Source organism: Piscibacillus salipiscarius JCM 13188, from assembly GCF_001311865.1.
GTDB lineage: Bacteria > Bacillota > Bacilli > Bacillales > Alkalibacillaceae > Piscibacillus > Piscibacillus salipiscarius.
Genome location: NZ_BBCD01000001.1, coordinates 149,049 through 172,309, shown reverse-complemented (window position 1 = coordinate 172,309; position 23,261 = coordinate 149,049). Strand labels below are relative to the sequence as shown.

Sequence of the window (23,261 nt, the reverse complement as noted above, 5' to 3'; positions counted from 1 at the left end):
GCGGTGTGGTTTTAACATAACCAAATTCTATATTTTTGTAGTTACAGATTGATGGGAGGATGGATCATGAACATTCATGAGTACCAAGCGAAAGAAATTTTCCGCAAGTACAATGTAGCTGTTCCTAACAGTAAAGTTGCTTTCTCTGTTGATGAAGCAGTTAAAGCAGCAGAAGAATTAGGTTCAGACGTTACTGTTGTAAAGGCGCAAATCCACGCAGGTGGCCGTGGTAAAGCTGGCGGTGTCAAAATTGCTAAAAACTTAGATGACGTTCGCAACTATGCGGATGAGATTTTAGGAAAAACTTTAGTTACACACCAAACAGGTCCAGAAGGTAAAGAAGTTAAACGTTTACTTATTGAAGAAGGTTGCGACATTCAAAAAGAATACTACATTGGTGTCGTACTAGATCGTGCGACTTCACGTGTCGTTATGATGGGTTCTGAAGAAGGTGGAACCGAAATTGAAGAAGTAGCAGCTGAAACTCCAGAAAAGATCTTCAAAGAAGTTGTTGATCCTGTCACGGGTTTAACACCTTTCCAAGCTAGAAGATTAGCATTTAATATGAATATTCCTGATGAATTATTAGGTAAAGCAGTTAAATTCATGATGAGCCTTTACCAAGTATTCGTTGAAAAAGACTGCTCAATTGCAGAAATTAACCCACTAGTAACAACTGGTGATGGGGAAGTATTAGCACTTGATGCTAAATTAAACTTCGACGATAACGCTTTATTCCGTCAAAAAGATGTACAAGAGTATCGTGATTTAGATGAAGAAGATGAGAAGGAAATCGAAGCATCTAAATATGACCTTAGCTATGTTGCATTAGACGGTAACATTGGTTGTATGGTTAACGGTGCAGGTCTTGCAATGGCTACTATGGACATCATTAAGCATTCTGGCGGTGAGCCAGCTAACTTCTTAGATGTTGGTGGTGGTGCGACAGCTGAGAAAGTTACAGAAGCATTTAAGATTATCTTATCTGATGATAATGTTGAAGGAATTCTAGTCAACATCTTTGGTGGTATTATGAAGTGTGATGTTATTGCTGAAGGTGTTGTGGAAGCTACAAAACAAATCGGCCTAGAGATTCCATTAGTGGTACGTTTAGAAGGTACGAACGTTGAATTAGGTAAGAAAATTTTAGATGAATCTGGACTAAATATTACATCTGCAGAATCTATGCAAGATGCAGCTGAGAAGATTGTATCATTAGTAAAATAAGAAAGGACGGGCGAAAATGAGCGTTTATATTAATAAAGATACTAAAGTATTAGTTCAAGGTATCACTGGCGGAACAGCTAAATTCCATACGAAACAAATGCTTGATTATGGAACAAATATCGTTGCTGGTGTTACTCCTAAAAAAAGGCGGTACAGAAGTAGAAGGTGTACCTGTTTATAACACAGTTCAAGATGCAGTAGATGCTACTGGCGCTAATGCATCAGTTATTATGTACCTGCTCCATTTGCAGCAGATGCGATTATGGAAGCAGTAGATGCGGAAATGGATTTAGTCATCTGTATTACTGAACATATTCCAGTTTTAGATATGGTTAAAGTTAAGCGTTATATGGAAGGTAAGAAAACTCGCTTAGTTGGACCTAACTGCCCAGGTGTTATTACTCCAGATGAATGTAAAATTGGAATTATGCCTGGTTACATTCATAAAAAGGTCACATTGGAGTTGTTTCTCGTTCTGGTACCCTTACTTATGAAGCTGTTCATCAGTTATCTGAAGAAGGCTTTGGTCAATCAACAGCAGTTGGTATAGGTGGGGACCCTGTAAACGGTACAAACTTCATCGATGTATTAAAAGCATTTAACGAAGACCCTGAAACTCACGCAGTTATGATGATTGGTGAGATCGGTGGTACAGCTGAGGAAGAAGCTGCTGAGTGGATTAAAGCGAACATGACAAAACCAGTAGTTGGCTTCATCGGTGGTGCTACAGCTCCTCCAGGAAAACGTATGGGCCACGCTGGTGCGATTATTTCTGGTGGTAAAGGTACTGCTGAAGAAAAGCAGCGCATCATGAGAGAGTGCGGCATTAAGGTTGCAGAAACACCAGCAGTTATGGGTCAAACAATGATTGAAGTACTAAAAGAAAACGACCTAATCGATAAAACAAAACTCATTAATTAATTGACAATTCCCCGAATTTATTTTATAGATTCGGGGGATTTTTAAATACAATATTATAAATGAGGTGAATAATGATTGAAATACTCTTCGTCATTTAAGTTATTTTTATTAACCCGTTTTAAAGGTTTGAGTAGAAGGAAAATTCTTACCTACATGACACGAGATCGCAATTTTGAGCAATTATTTGATTATTCTTCACAAGACCTCGTGCATCTCTTTAAACTTTCCCCTAAACAAGCTTCATTACTTTTTAAATACTTAAATTATCCAGATCTTGTAATAAGAGAATTTGAAACGTATAAACGATTATCTCCTATTACTATACTAAGTTCGGAATACCCTAATTCATTAAGGAAAATCCCAGATCCCCCTTTAGTTCTTTACTGGCAAGGAAATAAACAATTATTAAACTCACTTAAAATTTCAGTCATTGGAACACGGCAGCCTTCTCCTAGTGCACAACAAAAGATAAATGTACTTCTAGATCCGCTTATTCAATTAAACACAACTATTGTCAGTGGTCTTGCTTATGGTATTGATATCATGGCACATCGATATGCGTTAGAGTATCATGGTTCAACAATTGCCATTTTAGGGTTTGGTTTTAATCATATTTATCCCGTTCAACATAAGAAATTTTTTCAACAAATTTCGAAGGAAGGTTTAGTCATCTCAGAATACCCACCAGAAACTAGACCACAGAAATGGCATTTCCCTGAAAGGAATCGAATTATAAGCGGATTATCTTCAGCAACATTGATCATTGAAGCGGCTGAGAGAAGTGGAACCATGATTACTGCTGATCAAGCTTTAGAGCAAGGTAAAGAAGTTTTTGTCGTACCTGATTCCATCTTTTTAAATCAAGCACAAGGTTGTTTGAAATTAATTCAGGAAGGGGCGACTCCTCTTGTAAAACCTGAAGAAATTGTACACTGGGTTCATGAAAACGCTTCGATTTTACTTGACGAAAATGCTTAAAAAAAGTATATTTGTCGAAAATTGATGTTTGACAAATGATATAGATTTATTTAATAATGAAACAGATTTATTTATCATATGAATGAATCATTAATTATTGCAAAATACCTCGTAGGAGGATTCGGTACATGACAGATTATTTAGTAATTGTAGAATCTCCAGCAAAAAGCCAAAACAATTGAGAGATATTTAGGGAAAAAATATAGTGTGAAAGCTTCAATGGGACATGTTATAGATTTACCTAAAAGTCAAACAGGAGTAGATGTTAATAATAATTTTGAACCACGTTACATAACGATACGTGGTAAAGGTCCTGTTTTAAATGATTTAAAGAAAGCAGCTAAAAAGGCAAAAAAAGTATATCTCGCAGCCGACCCTGACCGTGAAGGTGAAGCCATTGCATGGCATTTGGCACATGCGCTAAATGTGGATGAAGGTCAGTGCAGAGTCGTGTTTAATGAGATCACCAAAGATGCCGTCAAAGCATCTTTTAAACATCCAAGAAGTATTGATATGGACTTAGTGAATGCACAGCAGGCTAGACGAGTGTTAGACCGTTTGGTTGGTTATAACATTAGCCCATTATTATGGAAGAAAGTTAAAAAAGGGCTAAGCGCTGGTCGGGTTCAATCCGTTGCAGTTAAAATGATTATAGACCGCGAAAATGAAATCAAAAACTTTGAACCAGAAGAATACTGGTCCATTACGGGTCGTTTTCAAAAAGGTAAGAAAAAATTTCGAGGCCAAATTCTATGGAGAAAAAGGCGAAAAACAAGACCTTAAATCTAAAGATGATGTTGACCAAATTTTAAACAAATTGGATGGCCAAAAATTTGAAGTTTAAAAAAGTTAATAAACGGGAGCGTAAACGTAATCCGGCATTACCTTTTACAACTTCTTCATTACAACAAGAAGCTTACCGTAAATTAAATTTTAGAGCCAAGAAGACGATGATGGTTGCGCAGCAACTATATGAAGGGATTAACTTAGGTGGCCGTGAAGGAACAACGGGTTTAATCACTTACATGAGAACAGATTCAACTCGTATTTCAGACACAGCTAAAGGTGATGCAAGAACTTGGATTAGTGATCAGTATGGAAAAGAGTTTTTAGGCGCTAATCGAAAAGCTAAGAACTCAGAGGGTGCTCAGGATGCTCACGAAGCAATTAGACCAACCTCACCTAAACGCGCACCATCTCAAATTAAAGATAAGTTATCACGTGACCAATATAGGCTATACAAATTAATTTGGGAACGTTTTATGGCGAGTCAGATGGCTCCAGCGATTTTAGACACAGTAACAGCCCACTTGTGGAATAATGATATCGAATTCCGTGCATCTGGTTCTCAAGTTAAGTTTAAAGGTTTTATGAAGCTTTACGTTGAGGGAACAGATGATCAGAAGAAAGATGATCAGAAGAATCTACCGCCATTAAAAGAAGGCGATGTTGTTGAAGCAGATGAAATTAATCCAGAACAGCATTTTACTCAGCCGCCACCAAGATATACAGAAGCAAGGTTAGTTAAAACACTTGAAGAAAAAGGAATTGGCAGGCTTCAACTTATGCACCGACACTAGATACCATTCAGCGAAGAGGGTATGTTGCATTAGATAATAAACGTTTTATCCCAACTGAATTAGGGGAAATTGTTATTGAATTAATAAAAGAATATTTCCCTGAAATCATTGATGTAGAGTTCACAGTTAAGATGGAAAAAGATTTAGACCGTATTGAGGAAGGTTCTAAAGAATGGCGAGAAATTATCTCGGTTTTCTACGAAGACTTTGAGAAAAGACTTGAAAAAGCAGAGGAAGAAATTGAAAAAGTGGAAGTTAGGGATGAACCAGCGGGAGTATCGTGTGAGAAGTGTGGACACGAAATGGTCTATAAAATGGGACGTTACGGAAAGTTCCTAGCTTGTTCTAATTTCCCTGATTGCCGAAACACCAAACCAATTTTAAAAGAAATCGGTGTGAAAATGTCCTAAATGTAAAGAAGGAAACGTTGTCGAGCGTAAAAGTAAAAAGCGAAGAACATTCTATGGTTGTGACAGATTTCCAGAGTGTGACTTCGTGTCATGGGATAAACCAATTGAAAGACCATGTCCAAAGTGTCAATCATTACTAGTTGAGAAGAAAAAGAAAAAAGGCACTCAAATCGTTTGTACGGAATGCGATTATAAAGAAACTGAACAACAATAAATTAGATTAAATGTATTAAAGCGCAAAGTACTCAATTATTGAGTAACTTGCGCTTTTGTCTTTTCATTCCAAGAAATTTTCAATAAATTGAATATTATGTATCCGAATTGTGAAAGATGTTTGTAGTTAAGATATTTAAATTGACTCACAATTCTCATTCATATAGAATTACCCATTGGTAGGCAGTAAAAATAGTATAATTAAAATATTAGTAGAAAATTGTTGAAATACTTTGAAAAGTTTGATAAAATTTAATCGTTTTGGAAAGGGGAATGACGTTAAATTGGATGACAGTTTAATTAATGCCTTTGAAGATTTTTTAAAAGTCGAGAAAAAACGCTTCTCCATTAACGATTAAAAGTTATACTGATGATATCAATCAGTTTTATACTTTTTATCCAAAGAAGCCATCCAACATCTGGAAGATGTAACACACACTATTATTAGGATTTATTTAACAGATTTATACAATAGGCAATTGTCAAGACGTTCCGTATCGCGTAAATTATCTAGTTTAAGATCGTATTATCATTATTTAGAGCAAGAAGGTGTTGTCTCGCATAATCCCTTTAAACAAGTGACAATGCCAAAGGCACAAAAACATTTGCCAGAATTTTTTTATGAAGAAGAACTTGTGAAATTGTTTGAAGTTGAAGACTTAAGAACACCATTAGGCCAGCGCAACCAGGCCTTGCTAGAATTGTTTATGCAACAGGAGTGCGCGTTGGTGAAATAGTGAAAATTCATAAAAATGACATAGATTTTCATATTAGCACGATATTAATACATGGAAAAGGGAATAAAGAAAGATATGTCCCTTTTGGTTCATTTGCTGAACATGCGTTGAAGACTTATTTAAGAGAAGGGCGAGAACAACTATTAAGTAACAGCAACGAAGATTATAATTCGGTATTCTTAAATAATCGTGGTCAACCATTATCTGGAAGAGGCGTTCGATATATTTTGAATAAAATGATTGAACGAGCTTCATTAACATCAACCATTCATCCTCATAAATTGAGACATACGTTTGCAACACACTTGCTTAATGAAGGTGCTGACTTAAGAACTGTTCAAGAAATGTTAGGTCATGAAAGTTTATCTTCAACACAAGTTTATACTCATGTAACAAAGGATTATTTGCAGAATGTCTACAAGAATGCTCATCCGAGATCTTAAAAATAGGAGAGAGGTATATTGGAACAACAATTTCATGCTACAACAATTTTGCGTGTTTACATAATGGAAAAGCCGCTATGAGTGGCGATGGGCAAGTGACATTTGGAAATCAAGTTGTTATGAAGCATAAAGCACGTAAAGTTAGAAAACTTTTTAATGGAAAGGTTTTGGCTGGTTTCGCAGGCTCAGTTGCTGATGCCTTTACCTTATTTGAAAAATTTGAATCTTACCTGGAACAATATAGTGGTAATTTGACACGAGCTGCAGTAGAGCTAGCTAAAGAGTGGCGTAGTGATAAAGTGTTAAGAAAGCTAGAAGCCATGCTCATTGTTATGAACCAAGATACATTACTATTAGTATCTGGTACAGGTGAGGTCATCGAACCAGATGATCAAATTCTAGCGATCGGTTCAGGTGGTCACTATGCATTAAGTGCTGGGCGAGCATTGAAGCGATATAGCCAAGATCAATCTGCTGAGGGAATTGCTAAAGCAGCACTAGAAATAGCGAGTGAGATTTGCGTCTTTACAAACGATCAGATAATAGTTGAAACACTAGATGGTAAAGGAGAGTAAAGGATGAGCACAAAAGCAACACCACGCCAGTTAGTTGAAAAGCTTGACCAGTATATCATTGGTCAGCAAGATGCAAAAAAGGCTTTAGCTGTTGCGTTAAGAAATAGATATCGTCGAATGCAAATGACACCAGATATTCGTGAGGAGATTGTTCCAAAGAATATTCTCATGATCGGGCCAACAGGTGTCGGTAAAACCGAATTAGCAAGACGTTTAGCTAAACTCGTCGGTGCCCCTTTTATAAAAGTAGAAGCAACCAAGTTTACTGAAGTTGGGTATGTAGGGCGAGATGTTGAGTCCATGGTACGTGATTTAGTCGATACTAGCGTGCGAATGGTTAAAGAAGAAAAGATGCTAGAAATTCAAGATGAAGCCCGCAAAATGGCGAATAAACGTTTAATCGAATTATTAGTACCATCTAAGAAAAAAACCAACAAATGAAAAATCCTTTTGAAATGTTATTTAACAATACCAATGAAGAGCCAACACAGCAAACAGATCAAGAAGAAACAGATGTGAAACAGCAAAGACAGCAAATAGAACGTCAACTAGAGCTTGGGGAGCTGGAAGATCGAATGGTTACCATTGAAGTGGAGGAACAGCAATCTTCCATGTTTGATATGCTTCAAGGCTCGGGTATTGAACAAATGGGAATGAATATGCAGGACGCGTTTAATCAGTTCATGCCCAAGAAGAAAAAGAAACGCCGTTTACCAGTAAGTGAAGCTCGTGAAGTTTTAACACAGATCGAAGCTGAAAAGATGATTGACATGGATGATATTCATCAAGTCGCCATAGAACAAGCTGAACAATCAGGAATCATCTTTATTGATGAAATTGATAAAGTCTGTGGCAAAGATGAAGGACATGCCAATGTATCACGTGAAGGTGTGCAGCGAGATATTTTACCGATTGTTGAAGGTTCAACGGTTATGACTAAGCATGGAGCGGTTAAGACAGACCATATGTTATTTATTTCAGCAGGTGCTTTTCATATGGCTAAACCTTCAGATTTGATTCCAGAACTGCAGGGAAGGTTTCCAATCAGAGTTGAATTAAACAAGCTAATGATTGAAGACTTTATAAATATTTTAACCGAACCTTCTAACGCCATTATTAAACAGTATACGGCACTTTTAGAAACTGAAGGAATAAAGCTTCAATTTAAAGAAGAGGCTATTAAACGGATTGCAGAAGTTGCATTTGAAGTGAACCAAGAAACAGACAATATTGGCGCAAGAAGGCTGCATACGATTATGGAAAAATTACTAGAAGATTTATCGTTTGAAGCACCAGATATCAATATGGAAACAATTGAAATCACGTCACAGTACGTGGATGACAAACTATCTAAAATTGTAAAAAATAGAGACTTGTCTCAGTTTATTTTATAAAAATTATATTAGGAGGAAAGAATTATGAATTTATTAGAGAAAACTAGAGTTATCAATGCTATGCTACAAAAAACGAAAGGAAATGCAGTTAATTTTAACGACATGTCAGCAACAATGCGTGATGTGATCTCAGCAAATGTATTTGTACTTAGTCGTAAAGGGAAGTTATTAGGTTTTGCGATCAATCAAGAAATTGAAAATGAGCGCATGAAACAAATGTTAGAAGACCGTCGTTTTCCAGATGAATACACACAGCAATTGTTTAACATAAACGAAACGACAGCTAACTTAGATATTAACAGCAGCTATACAGCATTCCCTGTTGAGAACAAAGAATTATTTGCAAATGGCTTAACAACACTTGTTCCAATTATCGGCGGTGGTGAACGCTTAGGTACTTTAATTTTAAGTCGTTTAGAAGACTCATTTGAAGAGGACGATTTACTCTTGGCTGAATATGCGGCAACAGTGTAGGAATGGAAATTCTCCACCAAAAGTCTGAAGAGATTGAAGAGGAAGCACGCAGTAAAGCCGTGGTCCAAATGGCTATTAACTCGTTATCTTACAGTGAACTCGAAGCAATTGAGCATATCTTTGAAGAGCTTGATGGTCAAGAAGGGTTATTAGTAGCAAGTAAAATTGCAGACCGCGTTGGAATTACACGTTCTGTGATTGTAAATGCACTACGTAAACTAGAAAGTGCTGGTGTGATTGAATCTCGTTCCTTAGGTATGAAGGGTACGTATATTAAAGTATTAAATGATAAATTTCTATTTGAATTAGAAAAACACAGTATTAAATAAAATTGCTCAAATACGACATTAAAAGGGCTGGGTCAAAAGACCTGGTCCTTTTTTATGTCTTGTGCCGCAAGGGTTTAAGCAATCGACAAATTTCATAAAAATTCCTGTTAAACTGTATCATTCAGTCTCGATTTATGTAATAATGTATACATAAAAATGTAATCAATTTGTAAATTCATGTAGAATTTCGACGAGAATTTGGGAGAGTGAGGTGTTTGGATGAAGTTGTTTAGTGATACTATACATAATTTGGAACAAGGTTTAAATTATTCATCAACTAAAAATAAAGTAATTGCTCAAAACCTTTCTAATGTCGATACGCCAAATTATAAAGCTAAAGATGTATCGTTTAAAAAGCAACTTGAACATGCTCAAAATAGTTTTCAAGCCAAACGGACGAATGAAAATCATATTCCATTTGGTCACTCAGATCAAGTTATACAAATTAGAGAGAAAAATGGAGTGACTTATAATCACAATGGTAATAGTGTGGACATTGATAAGGAAATGACAGAGTTGGCGGAAAATCAGATCTATTATCAAGCACTTGTTGAACGAATTAATGGTAAATTTAATTCAATTAAAAGTGTTTTAAATGGAGGTAATTAACAATGAGCATATTTAATGGCATGAACATTAGCGGAAGTGCATTGACAGCTAACCGCTTTAAGATGGATGTTGTCTCCTCCAATTTAGCGAATGCTGACACAACACGTGCAAGAATCAACGAAGATGGAGAGTGGGAACCTTATCGTCGTAAAGTGGCTATACAGGAAGCTAAAGGTGAACGATTTAGTTCGATGCTCAAAAATGCTATGGATGTCCGTGAAGGAGAGGCAGGCGGGGTTAAAATTAGTAGAGTAACTGAGGACCCTGAGCCATTTAAACAAGTTTTTAACCCAAGTCATCCAGATGCAGATGAAAATGGATATGTATCGATGCCAAACGTTGATCCGCTAAAAGAGATGATAGATTTAATGAGCACAACAAGAGCTTATGAAGCAAATGTAACAGCGTTAAATGCATCTAAAGGTATGTTAATGAAAGCTTTAGAAATAGGAAGATAGGAGCTGAATCTTCTTGAAACCAATCAATCAAAACTTTTTACAGACAGATCTTAAAGCTGTTCAAAATGATATTAGTAAACAAGTAACACCTAGTGAAACGCAATCACGCTTTGCTACGGCATTGAAAGATGCCATTAATGAAGTGAATAATCTTCAAACAGTCTCAGACCAAAAAACCAATGCGTTAGTTTCAGGAGACATAAACGATTTACATGAAGTGATGATTGCATCACAAAAGCAAGTGTTGCAATGCAAACGGCAACACAGATTCAAAGTAAAGCTATTGATGCTTACAAAGAAATTATGCGAATGCAAATTTAGTTTTAGGTAAGGAAAGAATCGGAGGACTACGATGAATGAAACAATACAAAATATAAAAGTAAAATCGTAGAATTTTGGAGTGGTAGGTCCAAATCTCATAAGATCGGGATTATCGGCGGAATTATTGGAGCTCTACTTCTAATTATTGTGTCGATAACACTTTTAACCTCAAACAATATGGTGCCTTTATATAGTGATCTTTCATTGCAAGAGGCCGGGCAATTAACAGAAGAACTCGATAGCCGTGGTGTGAAGTATGACCTTTCAAATGGCGGTACTACGATTTTAGTCCCTGAATCACAAGCAGATCAATTATTAGTTAACTTAGCTGCACAAGGGATTCCCAACAGTGGACAAATAGACTATTCATTTTTTAGTGAAAATGTTTCTTGGGGGGATGACTAGCGAGGAAAGACAAATTATTGAATTAGATGCTCTGCAAACGGAATTATCTGAATTAATTACAACAATTGATGGTATTGAAGGAGCCAAAGTCTTAATTAATAGGCCAAAGGATTCCGTTTTTATAGGTGATGAGCAGGGTAAGTCATCTGCCTCAATAGTTTTAAATACAAGCTATAATCACCAGTTTGAACAGGGTGAAATTCAAAGTCTATATCATTTAGTTTCTAAAGCAGTAGAAAACTTGCCACCTGAAAATATTGTTATTATGAACCAGTACTCGGAGTATTACGATCTTAACCAAAGTAATTCGGTTGGTGGTGGAAGTACATATGCAGAACAACAAAACATAAAAGAAGATATTGAAAGAGATCTTCAGCGTCGTGTACAGAGAATGCTAGGCACTATGATTGGTCAAGATCAGGTAGTTGTGTCGGTAACTACAGATATTGATTTTACAGTTGAAAACCGAGTAGAAGAGTTAGTTGAGCCAGTAGATGTAGAATCTATGGAAGGTTTACCTGTTAGCGTTGAGCGAGTGACTGAAACGTACGCAGGTATAGATGGAGGTCAGATACCAGAAGGTGAAACCGATATTCCTGAATACTTGGGTGAAGAAGATCCAGACCAATTATCTGAGTATGAAAATGTTCGTGAAACGATCAATAATGAATTTAATCGTGTTCGTCGAGAAATCGTCGAAAGCCCTTATGACGTAAGAGATATAGGGATTCAGGTAGCAGTAGATAATACTGTTGAAGAAAACGGTGAGACTGTCACATTATCTGAAGCAGAAATGCTCTCAGTCGAGGAAGATATACAATCTATTCTTTCATCAATGATTGAAACATCAATCTCATCAGAAGTCACAGCTAATAACGAAACGTTTAATCCTGCAGATAAAGTACATATCGCATTTCAACCATTTTCGAATGAAGAACAAGAACCCAACCAAGTGCCAACAATTCCGACTGGGGTTTATGTAGCTTTAGCTGTAATAGTGATCGTTATTATTCTATTAATCTTTTTAATGGCAAAAAGAAGAAAAACGAAGAATGAGTGGGTTCACTCTGAAGATGTGATGGATCAAGAAATTGAAAAAGAAATTTCTATTCCAGAAGTGGAAACTGAATCAGATATGCGACGTAAGCAGTTAGAGAAGCTGGCCAAAGATAAGCCAGAAGAGTTTGCTAAATTAATTCAAACTTGGATATCTGAGGATTAGGAGGCAAGGAAATGGCTACTAAAAGAAGAGAATTAACAGGTAAACAAAAAGCAGCGGTCCTTTTAATCTCTCTTGGTCCAGATGTTTCAGCACAAGTGTATAAACATTTATCTGAAGAAGAAATTGAACAGTTAACTCTTGAAATTTCTTCGGTTAAGAAAGTAGATGGTTCGCAAAAAGAAGCAGTATTAGAACAGTTTCACCAAATGGCTTTGGCTCAAGATTATATTTCCCAAGGTGGGATTAATTACGCCAAAACAGTATTGGAAAAAGCCTTAGGTGAAGACCAAGCTAATCAAATTATTGGCAGGTTAACGTCATCGCTACAAGTAAGACCGTTTGATTTTGCGAGACAATCTGATCCAAGTCAAATCTATAATTTTATACAAAATGAACATCCACAAACCATTGCATTAGTACTATCTTATTTGGATTCAGATCAAGCATCACAAGTGCTCTCCTTATTACCAGAGGAACAGCAATCAGATATCGCTAGAAGAATTGCAGTTATGGATTCTGCTTCACCTGAAGTCATAAGCGAAGTAGAAACTATTTTAGAGAAGAAGTTATCTACAACAGTCACTCAAGATTACACGGAAACTGGTGGTGTAGAGTCGATTGTACAAATATTAAATGGTGTTGATCGTTCAACAGAAAGAACGATCCTAGATGATCTAGAGATGAAGGATCCAGAGTTAGCTGAAGAAATCAAAAAGAGAATGTTTGTATTTGAAGATATTGTTACTCTTGATAATCGAGCTATTCAAAGAATTATACGTGATGTTGAAAACGAAGATCTTATACTTGCACTTAAAGTGGCTAGTGAAGAAGTGCAGGATGTTCTTTATCAAAACATGTCTAATCGTATGGCAGAGACCGTTAAAGACGAAATAGAATACATGGGTCCTGTAAGGTTAAAAGATGTTGAGGAATCACAGACGAGAATTGTATCCACCATTAGAAGATTAGAAGAAATGGGCGAAATTGTAATTGCTCGAGGTGGAGGTGACGATATTATTGTCTAACGTATTCAAATGGAATGAACCAACACATGTTAAGAAAGTTATTCAGTTGAAATCGGTCAATCAAACTTATAACAAACAAGAAGTTAATGAACCTGATTTGGATGAAATGAACAGACAAGCTCAAGAACAGATTGGATCAGCCAAAAAAGAAGCTCAGAAAATAATTGATGAAGCTAAGAATGAAGCTGATTCTATACATAAGAAGATCACTGAACAAAGCAATCAACTATTTGAGGAGTCAAAGCGAAACGGTTTTAATGAAGGTTATCAAAAAGGCCTAGAAGAAGCAAAAACGGAGTATGAAGAGCATATCCAAAATGCTCAAAAAATGGTTGAACTCACAAAGGATGAATATCATTCTTTGATAAAGAGTTCAGATCGTGACATTTTACGCATTGCTTTATCTTGTACGGAGAAAATCATCCATAAACACCTTGAAGAAGACACAAGTCAGTTTTTTGAAATAGTTAGGTCAACTATAAAAGAAACAATTGAACATTCAGAAGTAACGATTAAGGTTAGTCCAAATGATTATGGTTTAGTTCTAGAACATAAAGAACAATTAAAGCAAATGTTTCCAAGAGAAGTCTTACTTACAATTTTCCCTGATTCCTCTTTACAAGAACAATCTTGTATAGTAGAGACGCCAATTGGAATTATTGATGCAAGTGTTGATACACAGTTACAACAAATGACTGAGAAAATTTCAAATCTTTATAAAGGGGTTGAATAACTTGCTTAACACTAACGAAGTTATTCAATCCATTGAAAATCAAGATTTTAAAAAAACGCTATGGTAAAGTGTACCGGAATGTAGGTTTATTAATCGAATCTAAAGGGCCAGAAGTTAACATCGGAGACGTTTGTTTCATTCATCAGAAGAAGAGCAAAAAGACATTAAAAGCTGAGGTCGTAGGATTTCAAGATGAGCATGTACTTCTTATGCCTTATGAAAAAACGAACCAAATAGGTCCGGGTAGCTTAGTCGAATCAACTTATAAACCATTAACGGTAAATATGAGTGAAAAACTTATCGGTCAGGTACTAAATGGATTAGGTGAACCAATCATAGATGAAGATCAATCTATCGATTATCCGCTGGATGAGTATTCAACCGACCGAGAACCACCTAATCCAATGAAGCGTCCACCTATTTCGGAAACATTAACAACAGGAATTAAAGCAATTGATAGTTGCTTGACGGTTGGCAGGGGGCAACGTGTTGGGATTTTTGCAGGAAGCGGTGTCGGGAAAAGTACTCTACTTGGTATGTTAGCTCGTAATAGTGATGCAGACATTAATGTTTTTGCTCTTCTAGGTGAGCGTGGTCGTGAGGTAAGGGAGTTTATTGAACATGAACTAGGTGAAGAAGGCTTGAAGAAATCAATTGTGGTTGTAGCAACTTCTGATCAGCCGGCATTACAACGCATTAAAGGTGCTTATACTGCAACTGCAGTTAGTGAGTATTTCCGAGAACAAGGATATCACGTTAATTTGATGATGGATTCACTAACGAGAGTTGCCATGGCTCAGCGGGAAGTTGGACTTGCTAGCGGCGAGCCACCGACAACCAAAGGTTATACGCCAAGTGTTTTTGCTATGTTACCTCAATTAGTTGAACGAACAGGTACTGATCAAATAGGAAGTATAACAGCGTTTTATACCGTATTAGTTGATGGTGATGATATGGATGAGCCAATTGCTGATGCAGTTCGTGGATTATTAGACGGACATTTTGTTTTAGATCGAACCTTAGCTGAAAAAGGACAATTCCCAGCAATTAACGTTCTAAAATCTGTTAGCCGTTTAATGCAGAAGATTGTAGCTCCTGAACATCTTGAAGCCAGTCAAAAGCTTAGAAATTGGTTGGCCATTTATGAAGAGAATAAAGAATTAATTCAGATTGGAGCCTATCAAAAGGGGGCATCTAGCCATATTGATGAAGCTGTTTATTATCAGCCTATGATTATGGAGTATCTTTATCAATCTATGAACCAATCATCAACTTTTAATGATTCCATTCAACAATTACTAGATTTAGTGGGTGTTAAAGGTGAATAATCAATTAAAATCGATCGAAAAGATTATGGAGTTAAAAGAAAGGCATTTTAACGAATCACAAGTTCAATACCAGTTAGCTATGGATTATTTTGAAGATGTTGGTCAACGTTTGTTCAGCATTCTAAAAGCTAAGGAGCAAATAGAAACTAAGCTTAATAGCAGTATGAAAACACGTGTGAAAGCTTTTGAACTTGTTAACACTCATGAACAATTAGAACGATTAAAACAACAAGAAAATGAACTACAAGCTAAAGTTCATCAAGCTAGGGTGAATCTAAATGATAAGGAAGAAAAGCGTACAAAAGCTCACTTTGAATTTAAAAAGCTAGAGAAAGTAAAAGAAAGACGAGTCATGGATATTAAACAGCGTCTTAAGAGTGAAGAAAATCAACAGCTTGATGAAATCTCCGTTCAGCAGTACGTTAGGTTAAATGGGTGATGATATGTCAGTAAAGCAGGAAACAAAACAATCGAATAAATTTCAATGGATTTTTATGGTTATTATGGTGCCGATTATCTTTGCTATCATTATTGGGTTTATCATTTCTAGTGTAGCTGGGGTTGATGTAATGGATAAAGCTAAAGAGCTTGGAAATCAACTTCCATTTATTTCTGCCGATACAGAGAAACAAGAAGAGCGTGAATTAGAACACTATGAATCTACTTTAAAAGATAGAGATCAAAAAATAGCTGACTTAGAGAGTCAAATAAAACGCGTGATCAAGAAATTCAGCAACTAGAAAAGCGAATTGAAGAGTTTAAACAAGAGATGAAAAATCTAGAAACAAAACAGGTTGATCAAGGTGAAGAAATCAAGAAGTTAACGAATTCATTCGTTGAGATGGAAGCAAGTAACGCAGCTGACATTATTGTTCAGATGAACGAAGGGAATGCTGTTCGTATTTTATCTCAGTTACCTGATGAAGCAAGAGGTACAATTATGAGTGAAATGAACCCAGAAAATGCGGCATCATTTACTAATTTGTTGATGAATCAGTAAATAATTTACTTCCCTTTGAAAGGGGGTGGAAAAATGGAAATGATGATGAACATGGTCACTCAAGTTAATCGTGCACCTCAAGTATTGACATCAGAAATCACAGGCAAACTTCAAGGGCAAGGGTTTAAAGATTTAATGTCTCAACATTTAACTAGTGAGAGTTCTAATAAGCTATTAACTGAAGCTATGGAATCTTTTAACAAAGCATTGAGGGGCTTATATCAAAAGTTAATGTCGGGTGACCTTTCTACAATTGAAGGCAACTCTAATGAACTTATAGACTCACTAAAACAGCTAAATCAATTATTAGGGGAAGGTTTTGAAGAACAACTTTTAACTTTGATTCAAGATCAAACCATGATGAATAAGAATCAAGCCTTAGAGTTAATCGGAATGGTTATATTTAAACAGCAGAATCAAGCTTCTTTAAATGGCCAGTTAAGTTTGTTACATCAACCTGCTAACGATAAAGAAACAAATCTATTGGCTAAAATAATTCAGTTAAGTGAAGCTGTGACCCAAGGTCAGACAATGCAGCAAAATTCTAAAATTAATTTACCTAAAGATTGGATGACAAAATGGGCTAAACTTTGTCAATCAGGTTTCTGGAAAAGAAAGTAAGCAACAGACGCAACATCAAGTTTCGAGTCAGTTGGTTAAAGCAGTAAAAAATCTACTAGAACAGTCAAATAGTTTTCAAGAATACAAATTACAGTTACCGCGCCAATCAATTCAACAAGTAGATAGTGGAAAAGTTACATTAGCCGACCAACCAGCTGTGTCTAAACAAGAACAACTAGTGATTCATTTATCGAGGCAATCACAATCAACAACTAGTCAGCCGCAACAACAATTGATTGAACAACTTCAGAAAATGATTCAACAAACACGTTTTAGTCAGTTAGGTGGTCAAAAACAATTATCCATCCAGCTAAAGCCAGCTAATTTAGGGGATATGTCACTCAAATTTACTCAAATTGATGGACAAATGGCTGTGAAAATTACTGTATCTACACAGGTTGCAAAAGAGATGATAGAAGGAAATATGCAGCAATTGAGGCATCTGTTTTCACCTAACCAAGTCGTTGTTGAGCGACAAGCGGAGTCATTATCATCAGACGAGCAACAGTTGTTTGGTCAAGAAGAACAGTCATCTAAACAGCAAGGTTCTGATCATGATGAACAAGAACATAGTCATGCCAATGATGAACAATCTGGAAAGTCATTTAAAGATTTATTATTCGAAGAGGAGGTGTAAGGATGAAAGTCGATTCGTCACTTTATTTAAATAGTCAAAATCAAACAAGAGAAGGTAATGCTAATTTAGATAAAGATGCCTTCTTAAAAATTTTAATGACCCAGTTAACAAATCAAGACCCATTAGATCCAATGAAAGATCAAGACTTTGTCGCGCAAATGGCTTCATTTTCACAGCTAGAACAGATGACAAACATGTCAAGCGGTTTTGAAAGCTTTGTTAATCAACAAATCAGTCAAAATTTCTTGCAGTTCTCAAACTTAATTGATAAAGAAGTTAGTTATCAGACAAGAGAAGGGGAAGAAATAAAGGAATTAACGGCAACTGTTGAATCCGTGAAAAGGGAAGGAAATGAAATCCTATTATCCTTAAATAATGGGCAGACAATCAGTGCGGCACAAGTTTATCAAATTGAATCATCTATGAATGAGGAAGAGGTGGTTTAAATGTCATATAAAATAAACCCAATACATCATCAGACATTACCATTACAACCACCGACAAGTAAAAGACCTGATAAATCTGGACAGGTATCGTTTAAAGATGCTCTACATCATGCTACTAAAGAAAAAGTTACGGTTAGTAAACATGCTCAAAAGAGATTAGATGAACGAAATATACAGATTACTGAACAAAAATGGGACATGATCAGTGAAAAGATGAAAGAAGCTGAAAAGAAAGGCGTGACAGATTCAGCTGTCATACTTAAAGATGCAATTTTAATTGCTAGTAATAAAAACCACACGATTATAACAGCAATGGACCGACAACAAGCAGATGTTGTAACAAATATTAACGGCACCATTGTTATACCAGATTAGGCTGGACCGTAAGGAAGCCTAAGTGTTACGGACCGACTGAAGTGACACTAAACATTTTAAAAATTATGGGAGGAGAGGTTTTATGTTACGTTCAATGTACACAGGAATCTCAGGTATGAAAAGTTTTCAAACAAAATTAGATGTTGTTTCAAATAATATAGCGAATGTTAATACGTTCGGTTTTAAAAAAGGGCGTTTAACGTTTTCAGATTTAATGAGTCAAACCATGCAAGGAGCAACAGCTCCAGTGAATGCGGATGGAGGTCCTGTAAGAGGTGGACAAAATCCAATGCAAGTGGGGTTAGGTTCATCAACTGGAACAATTGATAACATTCACACGCAGGGGAACCGTCAAATGACAAACAGACCTCTAGATTTATCAATTGAAGGTGATGGGATGTTTGTTGTTGCTGAAAAATTGGCTAACGGAGACGCGGACACTATTCAATTAGATCAAGACAATATTAGTTTTACAAGAGCTGGGAATTTCTACTTAGATAATGATGGATATATTGTTAACGCTAGTGGTCAATATTTAGTAGGTTCAACTGGTGATGCTGGAAATGAAGTAGCAAGTCGTATTCAAATTCCAGAAACGGCTCAAAGCTTTAGTATTGGTGGTAATGGAAATGTTGACTTTATTGATGAGAATGGTAATCGTGTGACAGCAGGCGAAATCCGGTTAGCTAAATTCTCTAACCCTGAAGGTTTACAAAAGGCCGGAGGAAATCTTTATAAACTTACTGGTAACGCAGGAGTTGTTACTGACGGTGCAGATTTTAATGATGTAGCTGACTTGTACACACCACAAACTAATGGTGTTGGCGGAATCTTTGCAGGGTCATTAGAAATGTCTAACGTTGATTTATCCGAAGAATTTACAGAAATGATTACCGCTCAGCGTGGTTTCCAAGCAAATACACGAGTCATCACAACATCTGATGAAATTTTACAAGAGTTAGTTAACCTAAAACGATAGTAAGGAGGAAGGGGGCTAAATTTAGTCCCCTAACCTAAATATGATTGAAGTTACAAGATTAAATGGCCAATCATTTATTTTAAATGCATTGTTTATAGAAAAAAATTGAGTCATTACCAGATACAACAATTACGTTATCAAATGGTAAGAAACATTTTGTAAAAGAACCAGTTTCTGATTTAATACAATCAATCACGAATTACTATCAACAAATAGGACTTATAAAATTGACTCAGAAAGAAGTGATTGAGGATGAGTAAGCCTGTCAAAATTATGTTAACTAGTCTAGTATCTTTAACACTAATTGGTGTGATTACAATAGTGGTTTTACTTTATATTGACAATACGACTAGTGAAGCAAGTGAACCAACAATCGATGATCAACTTGAAAACTCATTAGTCACCGAAGAAATCACAACAGATTTAATGGATGGATCCTTTGTTAAAATTAAGTTTCGTATTATAACGGATCAAGAAGAAGCATTAAATTATTTAAAAAAAGGCGAAGGATTCCAGTTAAATAATGCCATTATTAAAACTCTTACTGTACGAGAGTCTGTTGATTTTCGCACTGGTTTAGACCAAATTGAAGAATCAATTAAATTAAAGTTGAATGAGTTACTAGATGATGGATTAGTGACCGATGTATATGTTATTGAGAAAGTACTGCAGTAGAGTTATGTTAACTCACTCCAAGTAATGGAGGTGAATTCATGTCAGAAGAAGTTTTATCCCAAAATGAAATTGATTCCTTACTTTCCGCTATTTCGAGTGGGGGAGATGGATGCAAACGAATTAAAAGAAGATCAACAAGAACAGAAAAAAGTTAAAGTCTATGATTTTAAACGGGCTTTACGGTTTTCTAAAGATCAAGTGAGAGGTCTGTCAAGAATTCATGAGAATTTTGCTAGACTTCTAACGACGTACTTATCTGCACAGTTAAGAACTTATGTGGATGTTGAATTAGCTTCTGTTGAGCAAATTCCATATGAAGAATTTATTCGCTCTGTACCTCAAAAGACAATTTTGAACATTTTTTCAGTCTCCCCTTAAGAAGGGCGAATTGTTTTTGAAATGAACCCTAATATTGCCTACGCTGTTCTAGACCGAATGCTCGGTGGTAAAGGGTCTGGAGTGAATAAAGTTGAGAACTTAACTGAAATTGAGACCTTGATTATGAAAAGGACATTCGAACAATCGATGGGGCAACTCGAAGAAGCATGGGCTTCTATGATAGATATAGAAGTTGAATTAGAAGAGTTAGAAGTGAACCCACAATTCGTTCAATTAGTTTCTCCAAATGAAACAGTTGTCGTGATTACATTAAACACGACGGTTGGTGATTCAACCGGGATGATTAATATTTGTTTACCACACATTGTTCTTGAGCCGATCATTTCTAAATTATCCATGCATTATTGGATGGAGGAAAATGTTAAGGAAATAGATACTGAACAATATAACCTATTAAGTCAAAACATTAAAAAAGTAGAAGTGGATGCAAAAGTTTTGTTAGGTCAATCTACTATTTCGATAGAGGAGTTCCTTAATCTTAGTCAAGATGATGTCATCGTCCTTGACAATAAGATTCAGGATCCACTCACCTTAACAGCAAATGATGAACCGAAATTTTATGTGCAGCCTGGTAAGAAGAATAAACAATTAGCTGTACAAGTTATTGAAGAATATAGGGGGGAAGATAATGAGTCATGATGATATGTTATCCCAAGAAGAAATAGATGCTCTATTAAATGGGCAGAACTCAAGTGAACAAAATGATAGTCAAGCCAATTCGAACAACCGTCCCCCATTAGAAGATGCCCTATCAACTATGGAAGTGGATGCTATAGGTGAACTGGGTAATATTTCTTTTGGTAGTTCTGCTACAACTTTATCTACAATATTAAATCAAAAGGTTGAAATTACAACACCTACGGTTAACTTGGTAAGTAATCAGGAATTGGTAGATGAGTTTCCAACACCACATGTAGCAGTGATTGTAGATTATACAACAGGTGTTGAAGGCCTTAATTTGCTTATTATTAGAAATCATGATGCAGCCGTGATTGCTGATTTAATGTTAGGTGGGGATGGGACAAATCCGAATGAGGAATTAGGTGAACTTCAGTTAAGTGCTGTACAAGAGTCTATGAATCAAATGATGGGTACAGCTGCTACGAGTTTATCATCAGTATTTAATAAGAAAATTGATATTTCACCTCCCAAAACAGTGGTAATGGATGTGAAGACGGGGGAGGGCATGGATTACGTCCCTAATGAAGATTATTTTGTGAAGGTTTCCTTTGAACTTAAAGTTGGAAATTTAATTCATTCTAGTATTATGCAGATGATGCCTTTAGATTTTGCTAAAAATTACGTTGAACAACTTATAAATCAAATGAAGAACAAGAAGCTGCTAACCAACAACAAGAGTCCTTAGAATCTAAGGAACCACAAGAACTAAACGAACCTAAACGTGAACCCCAATCATTAGGGCATAGTCATATCAAACAGCAAGGTGCGCAGATTGAATCTGCTGAATTTTCATCTTTTGAAGAAACAAATGAAAATGTTAGTTCAGCTCAGCATCGTAACCTTGATTTATTAATGGATATTCCTCTAAACGTTTCTGTTGAATTGGGTAGAACTAGGAAATCTATTAAGGACATATTAGAGTTAAATACAGGCTCTATTATTGAACTAGATAAATTAGCGGGAGAGCCCGTTGATATTTTAATTAATAATCAATTAATTGCAAAAGGTGAAGTTGTAGTCATCGATGAAAACTTTGGTGTAAGAGTTACAGACATATTAAATAAATCAGACCGACTAAAAAATTAAGATAAATAGGGGGATTTAAAAATGGGAGAGAAGATTTTAGTAGTTGATGATGCAGCATTTATGAGAATGATGATTAAAGATATTCTTGAGAAAAATGATTTTGAAGTAGTTGGTGAAGCTGAAGACGGTGTACAAGCAGTTGAGAAGTACCATGAATTAAACCTGATCTTGTGACATTGGATATTACAATGCCAGAAAAAGATGGAATTGCAGCGTTAAAGGAAATAGTAGCTGATGATCCAAATGCGAAAATAATTATGTGTTCAGCGATGGGACAACAAGCAATGGTCATTGATGCAATTCAGGCTGGAGCTAAGGATTTTATTGTAAAGCCTTTCCAAGCTGAACGAGTGTTAGAAGCTATTAAAAAAGTATTAAATTAGAAAGAATAAGGTAGATTTTAATGAAAAAATTGATCACACTTCTTCTATGTATAGGCATTATGCTACATGGACAATCCAGTATCACGATTGAAGCTTCAACAAATGATGATGGAAGCGTATCTGACCTGGTTAATAATCAAGAACAAGAGTCTAATCAAAGTGAGAATGTTGAATCACCGGAGAATTCTCAACCCGAATTTCAATCAGATCGGTCATTGTTTCTAGACTTTTTGAAAATGATTATGGCTTTAATTGTTGTTTTGGGTTTAATTTACTTCCTACTAAAATTTTTACAGAAAAGAAGTAGAATTTATCAACAAAGCAGGTCTCTAGAGAATTTAGGCGGATTGTCATTAGGGGCTAACAAATCAGTCCAGATTGTCAGAGTCGGTAATAAATATTTTCTGATTGGTGTGGGTGAAGATGTTCAATTATTAAATGAGATAGATGATGAGGAGACCATTCAAGGGCTTTTGAATCATCAAGACAATGAGACTAAATCGTTTCAAGATGTTTTAAAATCTCTTCAGAAAAAAAACGACAAACCCATATCAACGAGAAAATCAAAAGAATCAATTCAATAAACAATTTGAATCA

General features: G+C 35.9%; 21 protein-coding genes and 10 pseudogenes. All 31 read left to right on the top strand.

Going from position 1 to position 23,261, the window contains the following annotated elements:
* The first annotated feature begins 66 nt into the window (after positions 1-66).
* The 31 genes and pseudogenes from sucC to JCM13188_RS00875 all read left to right on the top strand — a co-directional run bounded on the left by sucC (position 67) and on the right by JCM13188_RS00875 (position 23,248).
* A complete protein-coding gene (gene sucC, locus JCM13188_RS01010) occupies positions 67-1,227 on the top strand; it encodes an ADP-forming succinate--CoA ligase subunit beta (protein ID WP_054751521.1) in 1,161 nt (386 codons plus the stop codon).
* A gap of 16 nt (positions 1,228-1,243) precedes the next feature.
* Positions 1,244-2,148: pseudogene (sucD, locus tag JCM13188_RS01005) on the top strand (succinate--CoA ligase subunit alpha).
* A 153-nt stretch (positions 2,149-2,301) separates the two neighbouring features.
* Positions 2,302-3,126, top strand: a complete 825-nt coding sequence (dprA, locus tag JCM13188_RS01000; RefSeq protein ID WP_054751518.1) for a DNA-processing protein DprA — start codon at positions 2,302-2,304, stop codon at positions 3,124-3,126.
* 128 nt (positions 3,127-3,254) lie between these two features.
* Positions 3,255-5,330 (top strand): annotated as a pseudogene (topA, locus tag JCM13188_RS00995) (type I DNA topoisomerase).
* Positions 5,331-5,613: 283 nt separating this feature from the next.
* A pseudogene (gene xerC / locus JCM13188_RS21620) lies at positions 5,614-6,509 on the top strand (tyrosine recombinase XerC).
* An 18-nt stretch (positions 6,510-6,527) separates the two neighbouring features.
* Positions 6,528-7,084, top strand: a pseudogene (gene hslV, locus JCM13188_RS00985) (ATP-dependent protease subunit HslV).
* Between the two features lie 3 nt (positions 7,085-7,087).
* Positions 7,088-7,552, top strand: a pseudogene (locus tag JCM13188_RS21615) (AAA family ATPase); the annotation flags it as partial.
* Positions 7,540-8,478, top strand: coding sequence for an ATP-dependent protease ATPase subunit HslU (hslU, locus tag JCM13188_RS00980; RefSeq protein ID WP_439646600.1), 939 nt, complete (start codon positions 7,540-7,542; stop codon positions 8,476-8,478). The pseudogene JCM13188_RS21615 and the gene hslU, both read left to right, overlap by 13 nt.
* 24 nt (positions 8,479-8,502) lie before the next feature.
* Positions 8,503-9,281, top strand: a pseudogene (codY, locus tag JCM13188_RS00975) (GTP-sensing pleiotropic transcriptional regulator CodY).
* Positions 9,282-9,500: 219 nt separating this feature from the next.
* Entirely contained in the window at positions 9,501-9,890 is a 390-nt protein-coding gene (gene flgB, locus JCM13188_RS00970) for a flagellar basal body rod protein FlgB (RefSeq protein WP_054751514.1), read from the top strand.
* Positions 9,891-9,892: 2 nt separating this feature from the next.
* Positions 9,893-10,348: a flagellar basal body rod protein FlgC gene (gene flgC, locus JCM13188_RS00965; protein ID WP_054751512.1), complete on the top strand. Its 456-nt coding sequence runs from the start codon at positions 9,893-9,895 to the stop codon at positions 10,346-10,348.
* Between the two features lie 13 nt (positions 10,349-10,361).
* The gene (fliE, locus tag JCM13188_RS00960; protein ID WP_279401205.1) at positions 10,362-10,679 is read left to right on the top strand and encodes a flagellar hook-basal body complex protein FliE; all 318 of its coding nucleotides are present in this window, start codon (positions 10,362-10,364) and stop codon (positions 10,677-10,679) included.
* Positions 10,680-10,873: 194 nt separating this feature from the next.
* Complete coding sequence (locus JCM13188_RS20100; protein WP_369404729.1) at positions 10,874-11,074, top strand: hypothetical protein; 201 nt, start codon at positions 10,874-10,876, stop codon at positions 11,072-11,074.
* Positions 11,067-12,296: a flagellar basal-body MS-ring/collar protein FliF gene (fliF, locus tag JCM13188_RS00955; protein ID WP_369404728.1), complete on the top strand. Its 1,230-nt coding sequence runs from the start codon at positions 11,067-11,069 to the stop codon at positions 12,294-12,296. Before JCM13188_RS20100 ends, fliF begins: the two co-directional genes overlap by 8 nt.
* An 11-nt stretch (positions 12,297-12,307) precedes the next feature.
* Positions 12,308-13,321 carry a flagellar motor switch protein FliG gene (fliG, locus tag JCM13188_RS00950; protein WP_054751509.1) on the top strand — a complete coding sequence of 338 codons (1,014 nt, stop codon included), beginning with the start codon at positions 12,308-12,310 and terminating at the stop codon, positions 13,319-13,321.
* The gene (gene fliH, locus JCM13188_RS00945; RefSeq protein WP_054751507.1) at positions 13,314-14,054 is read left to right on the top strand and encodes a flagellar assembly protein FliH; all 741 of its coding nucleotides are present in this window, start codon (positions 13,314-13,316) and stop codon (positions 14,052-14,054) included. Before fliG ends, fliH begins: the two co-directional genes overlap by 8 nt.
* 32 nt (positions 14,055-14,086) lie before the next feature.
* Complete coding sequence (fliI, locus tag JCM13188_RS00940; protein ID WP_279401204.1) at positions 14,087-15,382, top strand: flagellar protein export ATPase FliI; 1,296 nt, start codon at positions 14,087-14,089, stop codon at positions 15,380-15,382.
* Complete coding sequence (locus JCM13188_RS00935) at positions 15,375-15,821, top strand: flagellar FliJ family protein (RefSeq protein WP_054751503.1); 447 nt, start codon at positions 15,375-15,377, stop codon at positions 15,819-15,821. The genes fliI and JCM13188_RS00935 overlap by 8 nt, the downstream gene beginning before the upstream one ends.
* 4 nt (positions 15,822-15,825) lie before the next feature.
* A complete protein-coding gene (locus tag JCM13188_RS00930) occupies positions 15,826-16,122 on the top strand; it encodes a hypothetical protein (RefSeq protein WP_279401203.1) in 297 nt (98 codons plus the stop codon).
* Between the two features lie 29 nt (positions 16,123-16,151).
* Positions 16,152-16,382 carry a magnesium transporter MgtE N-terminal domain-containing protein gene (locus JCM13188_RS00925; protein WP_054751499.1) on the top strand — a complete coding sequence of 77 codons (231 nt, stop codon included), beginning with the start codon at positions 16,152-16,154 and terminating at the stop codon, positions 16,380-16,382.
* Between the two features lie 33 nt (positions 16,383-16,415).
* Positions 16,416-17,003 (top strand): hypothetical protein, encoded by a 588-nt coding sequence (locus JCM13188_RS00920; protein ID WP_054751497.1) that lies wholly within the window; start codon positions 16,416-16,418, stop codon positions 17,001-17,003.
* Between the two features lie 31 nt (positions 17,004-17,034).
* Positions 17,035-17,640 (top strand): flagellar hook-length control protein FliK, encoded by a 606-nt coding sequence (locus JCM13188_RS00915; protein WP_054751495.1) that lies wholly within the window; start codon positions 17,035-17,037, stop codon positions 17,638-17,640.
* Positions 17,641-17,642: 2 nt separating this feature from the next.
* Positions 17,643-18,086, top strand: coding sequence for a flagellar hook assembly protein FlgD (gene flgD, locus JCM13188_RS00910; protein WP_054751493.1), 444 nt, complete (start codon positions 17,643-17,645; stop codon positions 18,084-18,086).
* Positions 18,087-18,461, top strand: coding sequence for a TIGR02530 family flagellar biosynthesis protein (locus tag JCM13188_RS00905; RefSeq protein WP_054751491.1), 375 nt, complete (start codon positions 18,087-18,089; stop codon positions 18,459-18,461).
* An 82-nt stretch (positions 18,462-18,543) separates the two neighbouring features.
* On the top strand, positions 18,544-19,440 hold the full coding sequence (gene flgG / locus JCM13188_RS00900) for a flagellar basal body rod protein FlgG (protein WP_054751490.1): 897 nt from the start codon (positions 18,544-18,546) through the stop codon (positions 19,438-19,440).
* A gap of 40 nt (positions 19,441-19,480) precedes the next feature.
* Positions 19,481-19,700, top strand: a pseudogene (locus JCM13188_RS17420) (flagellar FlbD family protein).
* Positions 19,693-20,115: a flagellar basal body-associated FliL family protein gene (locus tag JCM13188_RS00895; RefSeq protein WP_054751488.1), complete on the top strand. Its 423-nt coding sequence runs from the start codon at positions 19,693-19,695 to the stop codon at positions 20,113-20,115. Before JCM13188_RS17420 ends, JCM13188_RS00895 begins: the two are co-directional and overlap by 8 nt.
* A 38-nt stretch (positions 20,116-20,153) precedes the next feature.
* Positions 20,154-21,153: pseudogene (fliM, locus tag JCM13188_RS00890) on the top strand (flagellar motor switch protein FliM).
* Positions 21,143-22,281 (top strand): annotated as a pseudogene (gene fliY, locus JCM13188_RS00885) (flagellar motor switch phosphatase FliY). The pseudogenes fliM and fliY overlap by 11 nt, the downstream one beginning before the upstream one ends.
* Before the next feature lie 21 nt (positions 22,282-22,302).
* A pseudogene (locus JCM13188_RS00880) lies at positions 22,303-22,664 on the top strand (response regulator).
* A 20-nt stretch (positions 22,665-22,684) separates the two neighbouring features.
* Positions 22,685-23,248, top strand: coding sequence for a flagellar biosynthetic protein FliO (locus JCM13188_RS00875; protein ID WP_054751486.1), 564 nt, complete (start codon positions 22,685-22,687; stop codon positions 23,246-23,248).
* The last annotated feature ends 13 nt before the right edge of the window (positions 23,249-23,261 follow it).

Bases quoted from the DNA above. Each gene is read 5' to 3' on its own strand.
- flgB (WP_054751514.1), top strand. From the start codon at position 9,501: ATGAAGTTGTTTAGTGATACTATACATAATTTGGAACAAGGTTTAAAT.
- hslU (WP_439646600.1), top strand. From the start codon at position 7,540: ATGTTATTTAACAATACCAATGAAGAGCCAACACAGCAAACAGATCAA.
- flgC (WP_054751512.1), top strand. From the start codon at position 9,893: ATGAGCATATTTAATGGCATGAACATTAGCGGAAGTGCATTGACAGCT.
- JCM13188_RS00920 (WP_054751497.1), top strand. From the start codon at position 16,416: ATGGAAATGATGATGAACATGGTCACTCAAGTTAATCGTGCACCTCAA.
- sucC (WP_054751521.1), top strand. From the start codon at position 67: ATGAACATTCATGAGTACCAAGCGAAAGAAATTTTCCGCAAGTACAAT.
- flgG (WP_054751490.1), top strand. From the start codon at position 18,544: ATGTTACGTTCAATGTACACAGGAATCTCAGGTATGAAAAGTTTTCAA.
- JCM13188_RS00925 (WP_054751499.1), top strand. From the start codon at position 16,152: ATGAAAAATCTAGAAACAAAACAGGTTGATCAAGGTGAAGAAATCAAG.
- JCM13188_RS00905 (WP_054751491.1), top strand. From the start codon at position 18,087: ATGTCATATAAAATAAACCCAATACATCATCAGACATTACCATTACAA.
- JCM13188_RS00875 (WP_054751486.1), top strand. From the start codon at position 22,685: ATGAAAAAATTGATCACACTTCTTCTATGTATAGGCATTATGCTACAT.
- flgD (WP_054751493.1), top strand. From the start codon at position 17,643: ATGAAAGTCGATTCGTCACTTTATTTAAATAGTCAAAATCAAACAAGA.
- fliF (WP_369404728.1), top strand. From the start codon at position 11,067: ATGACTAGCGAGGAAAGACAAATTATTGAATTAGATGCTCTGCAAACG.
- dprA (WP_054751518.1), top strand. From the start codon at position 2,302: ATGACACGAGATCGCAATTTTGAGCAATTATTTGATTATTCTTCACAA.
- JCM13188_RS00895 (WP_054751488.1), top strand. From the start codon at position 19,693: ATGAGTAAGCCTGTCAAAATTATGTTAACTAGTCTAGTATCTTTAACA.
- fliG (WP_054751509.1), top strand. From the start codon at position 12,308: ATGGCTACTAAAAGAAGAGAATTAACAGGTAAACAAAAAGCAGCGGTC.
- JCM13188_RS00930 (WP_279401203.1), top strand. From the start codon at position 15,826: ATGTCAGTAAAGCAGGAAACAAAACAATCGAATAAATTTCAATGGATT.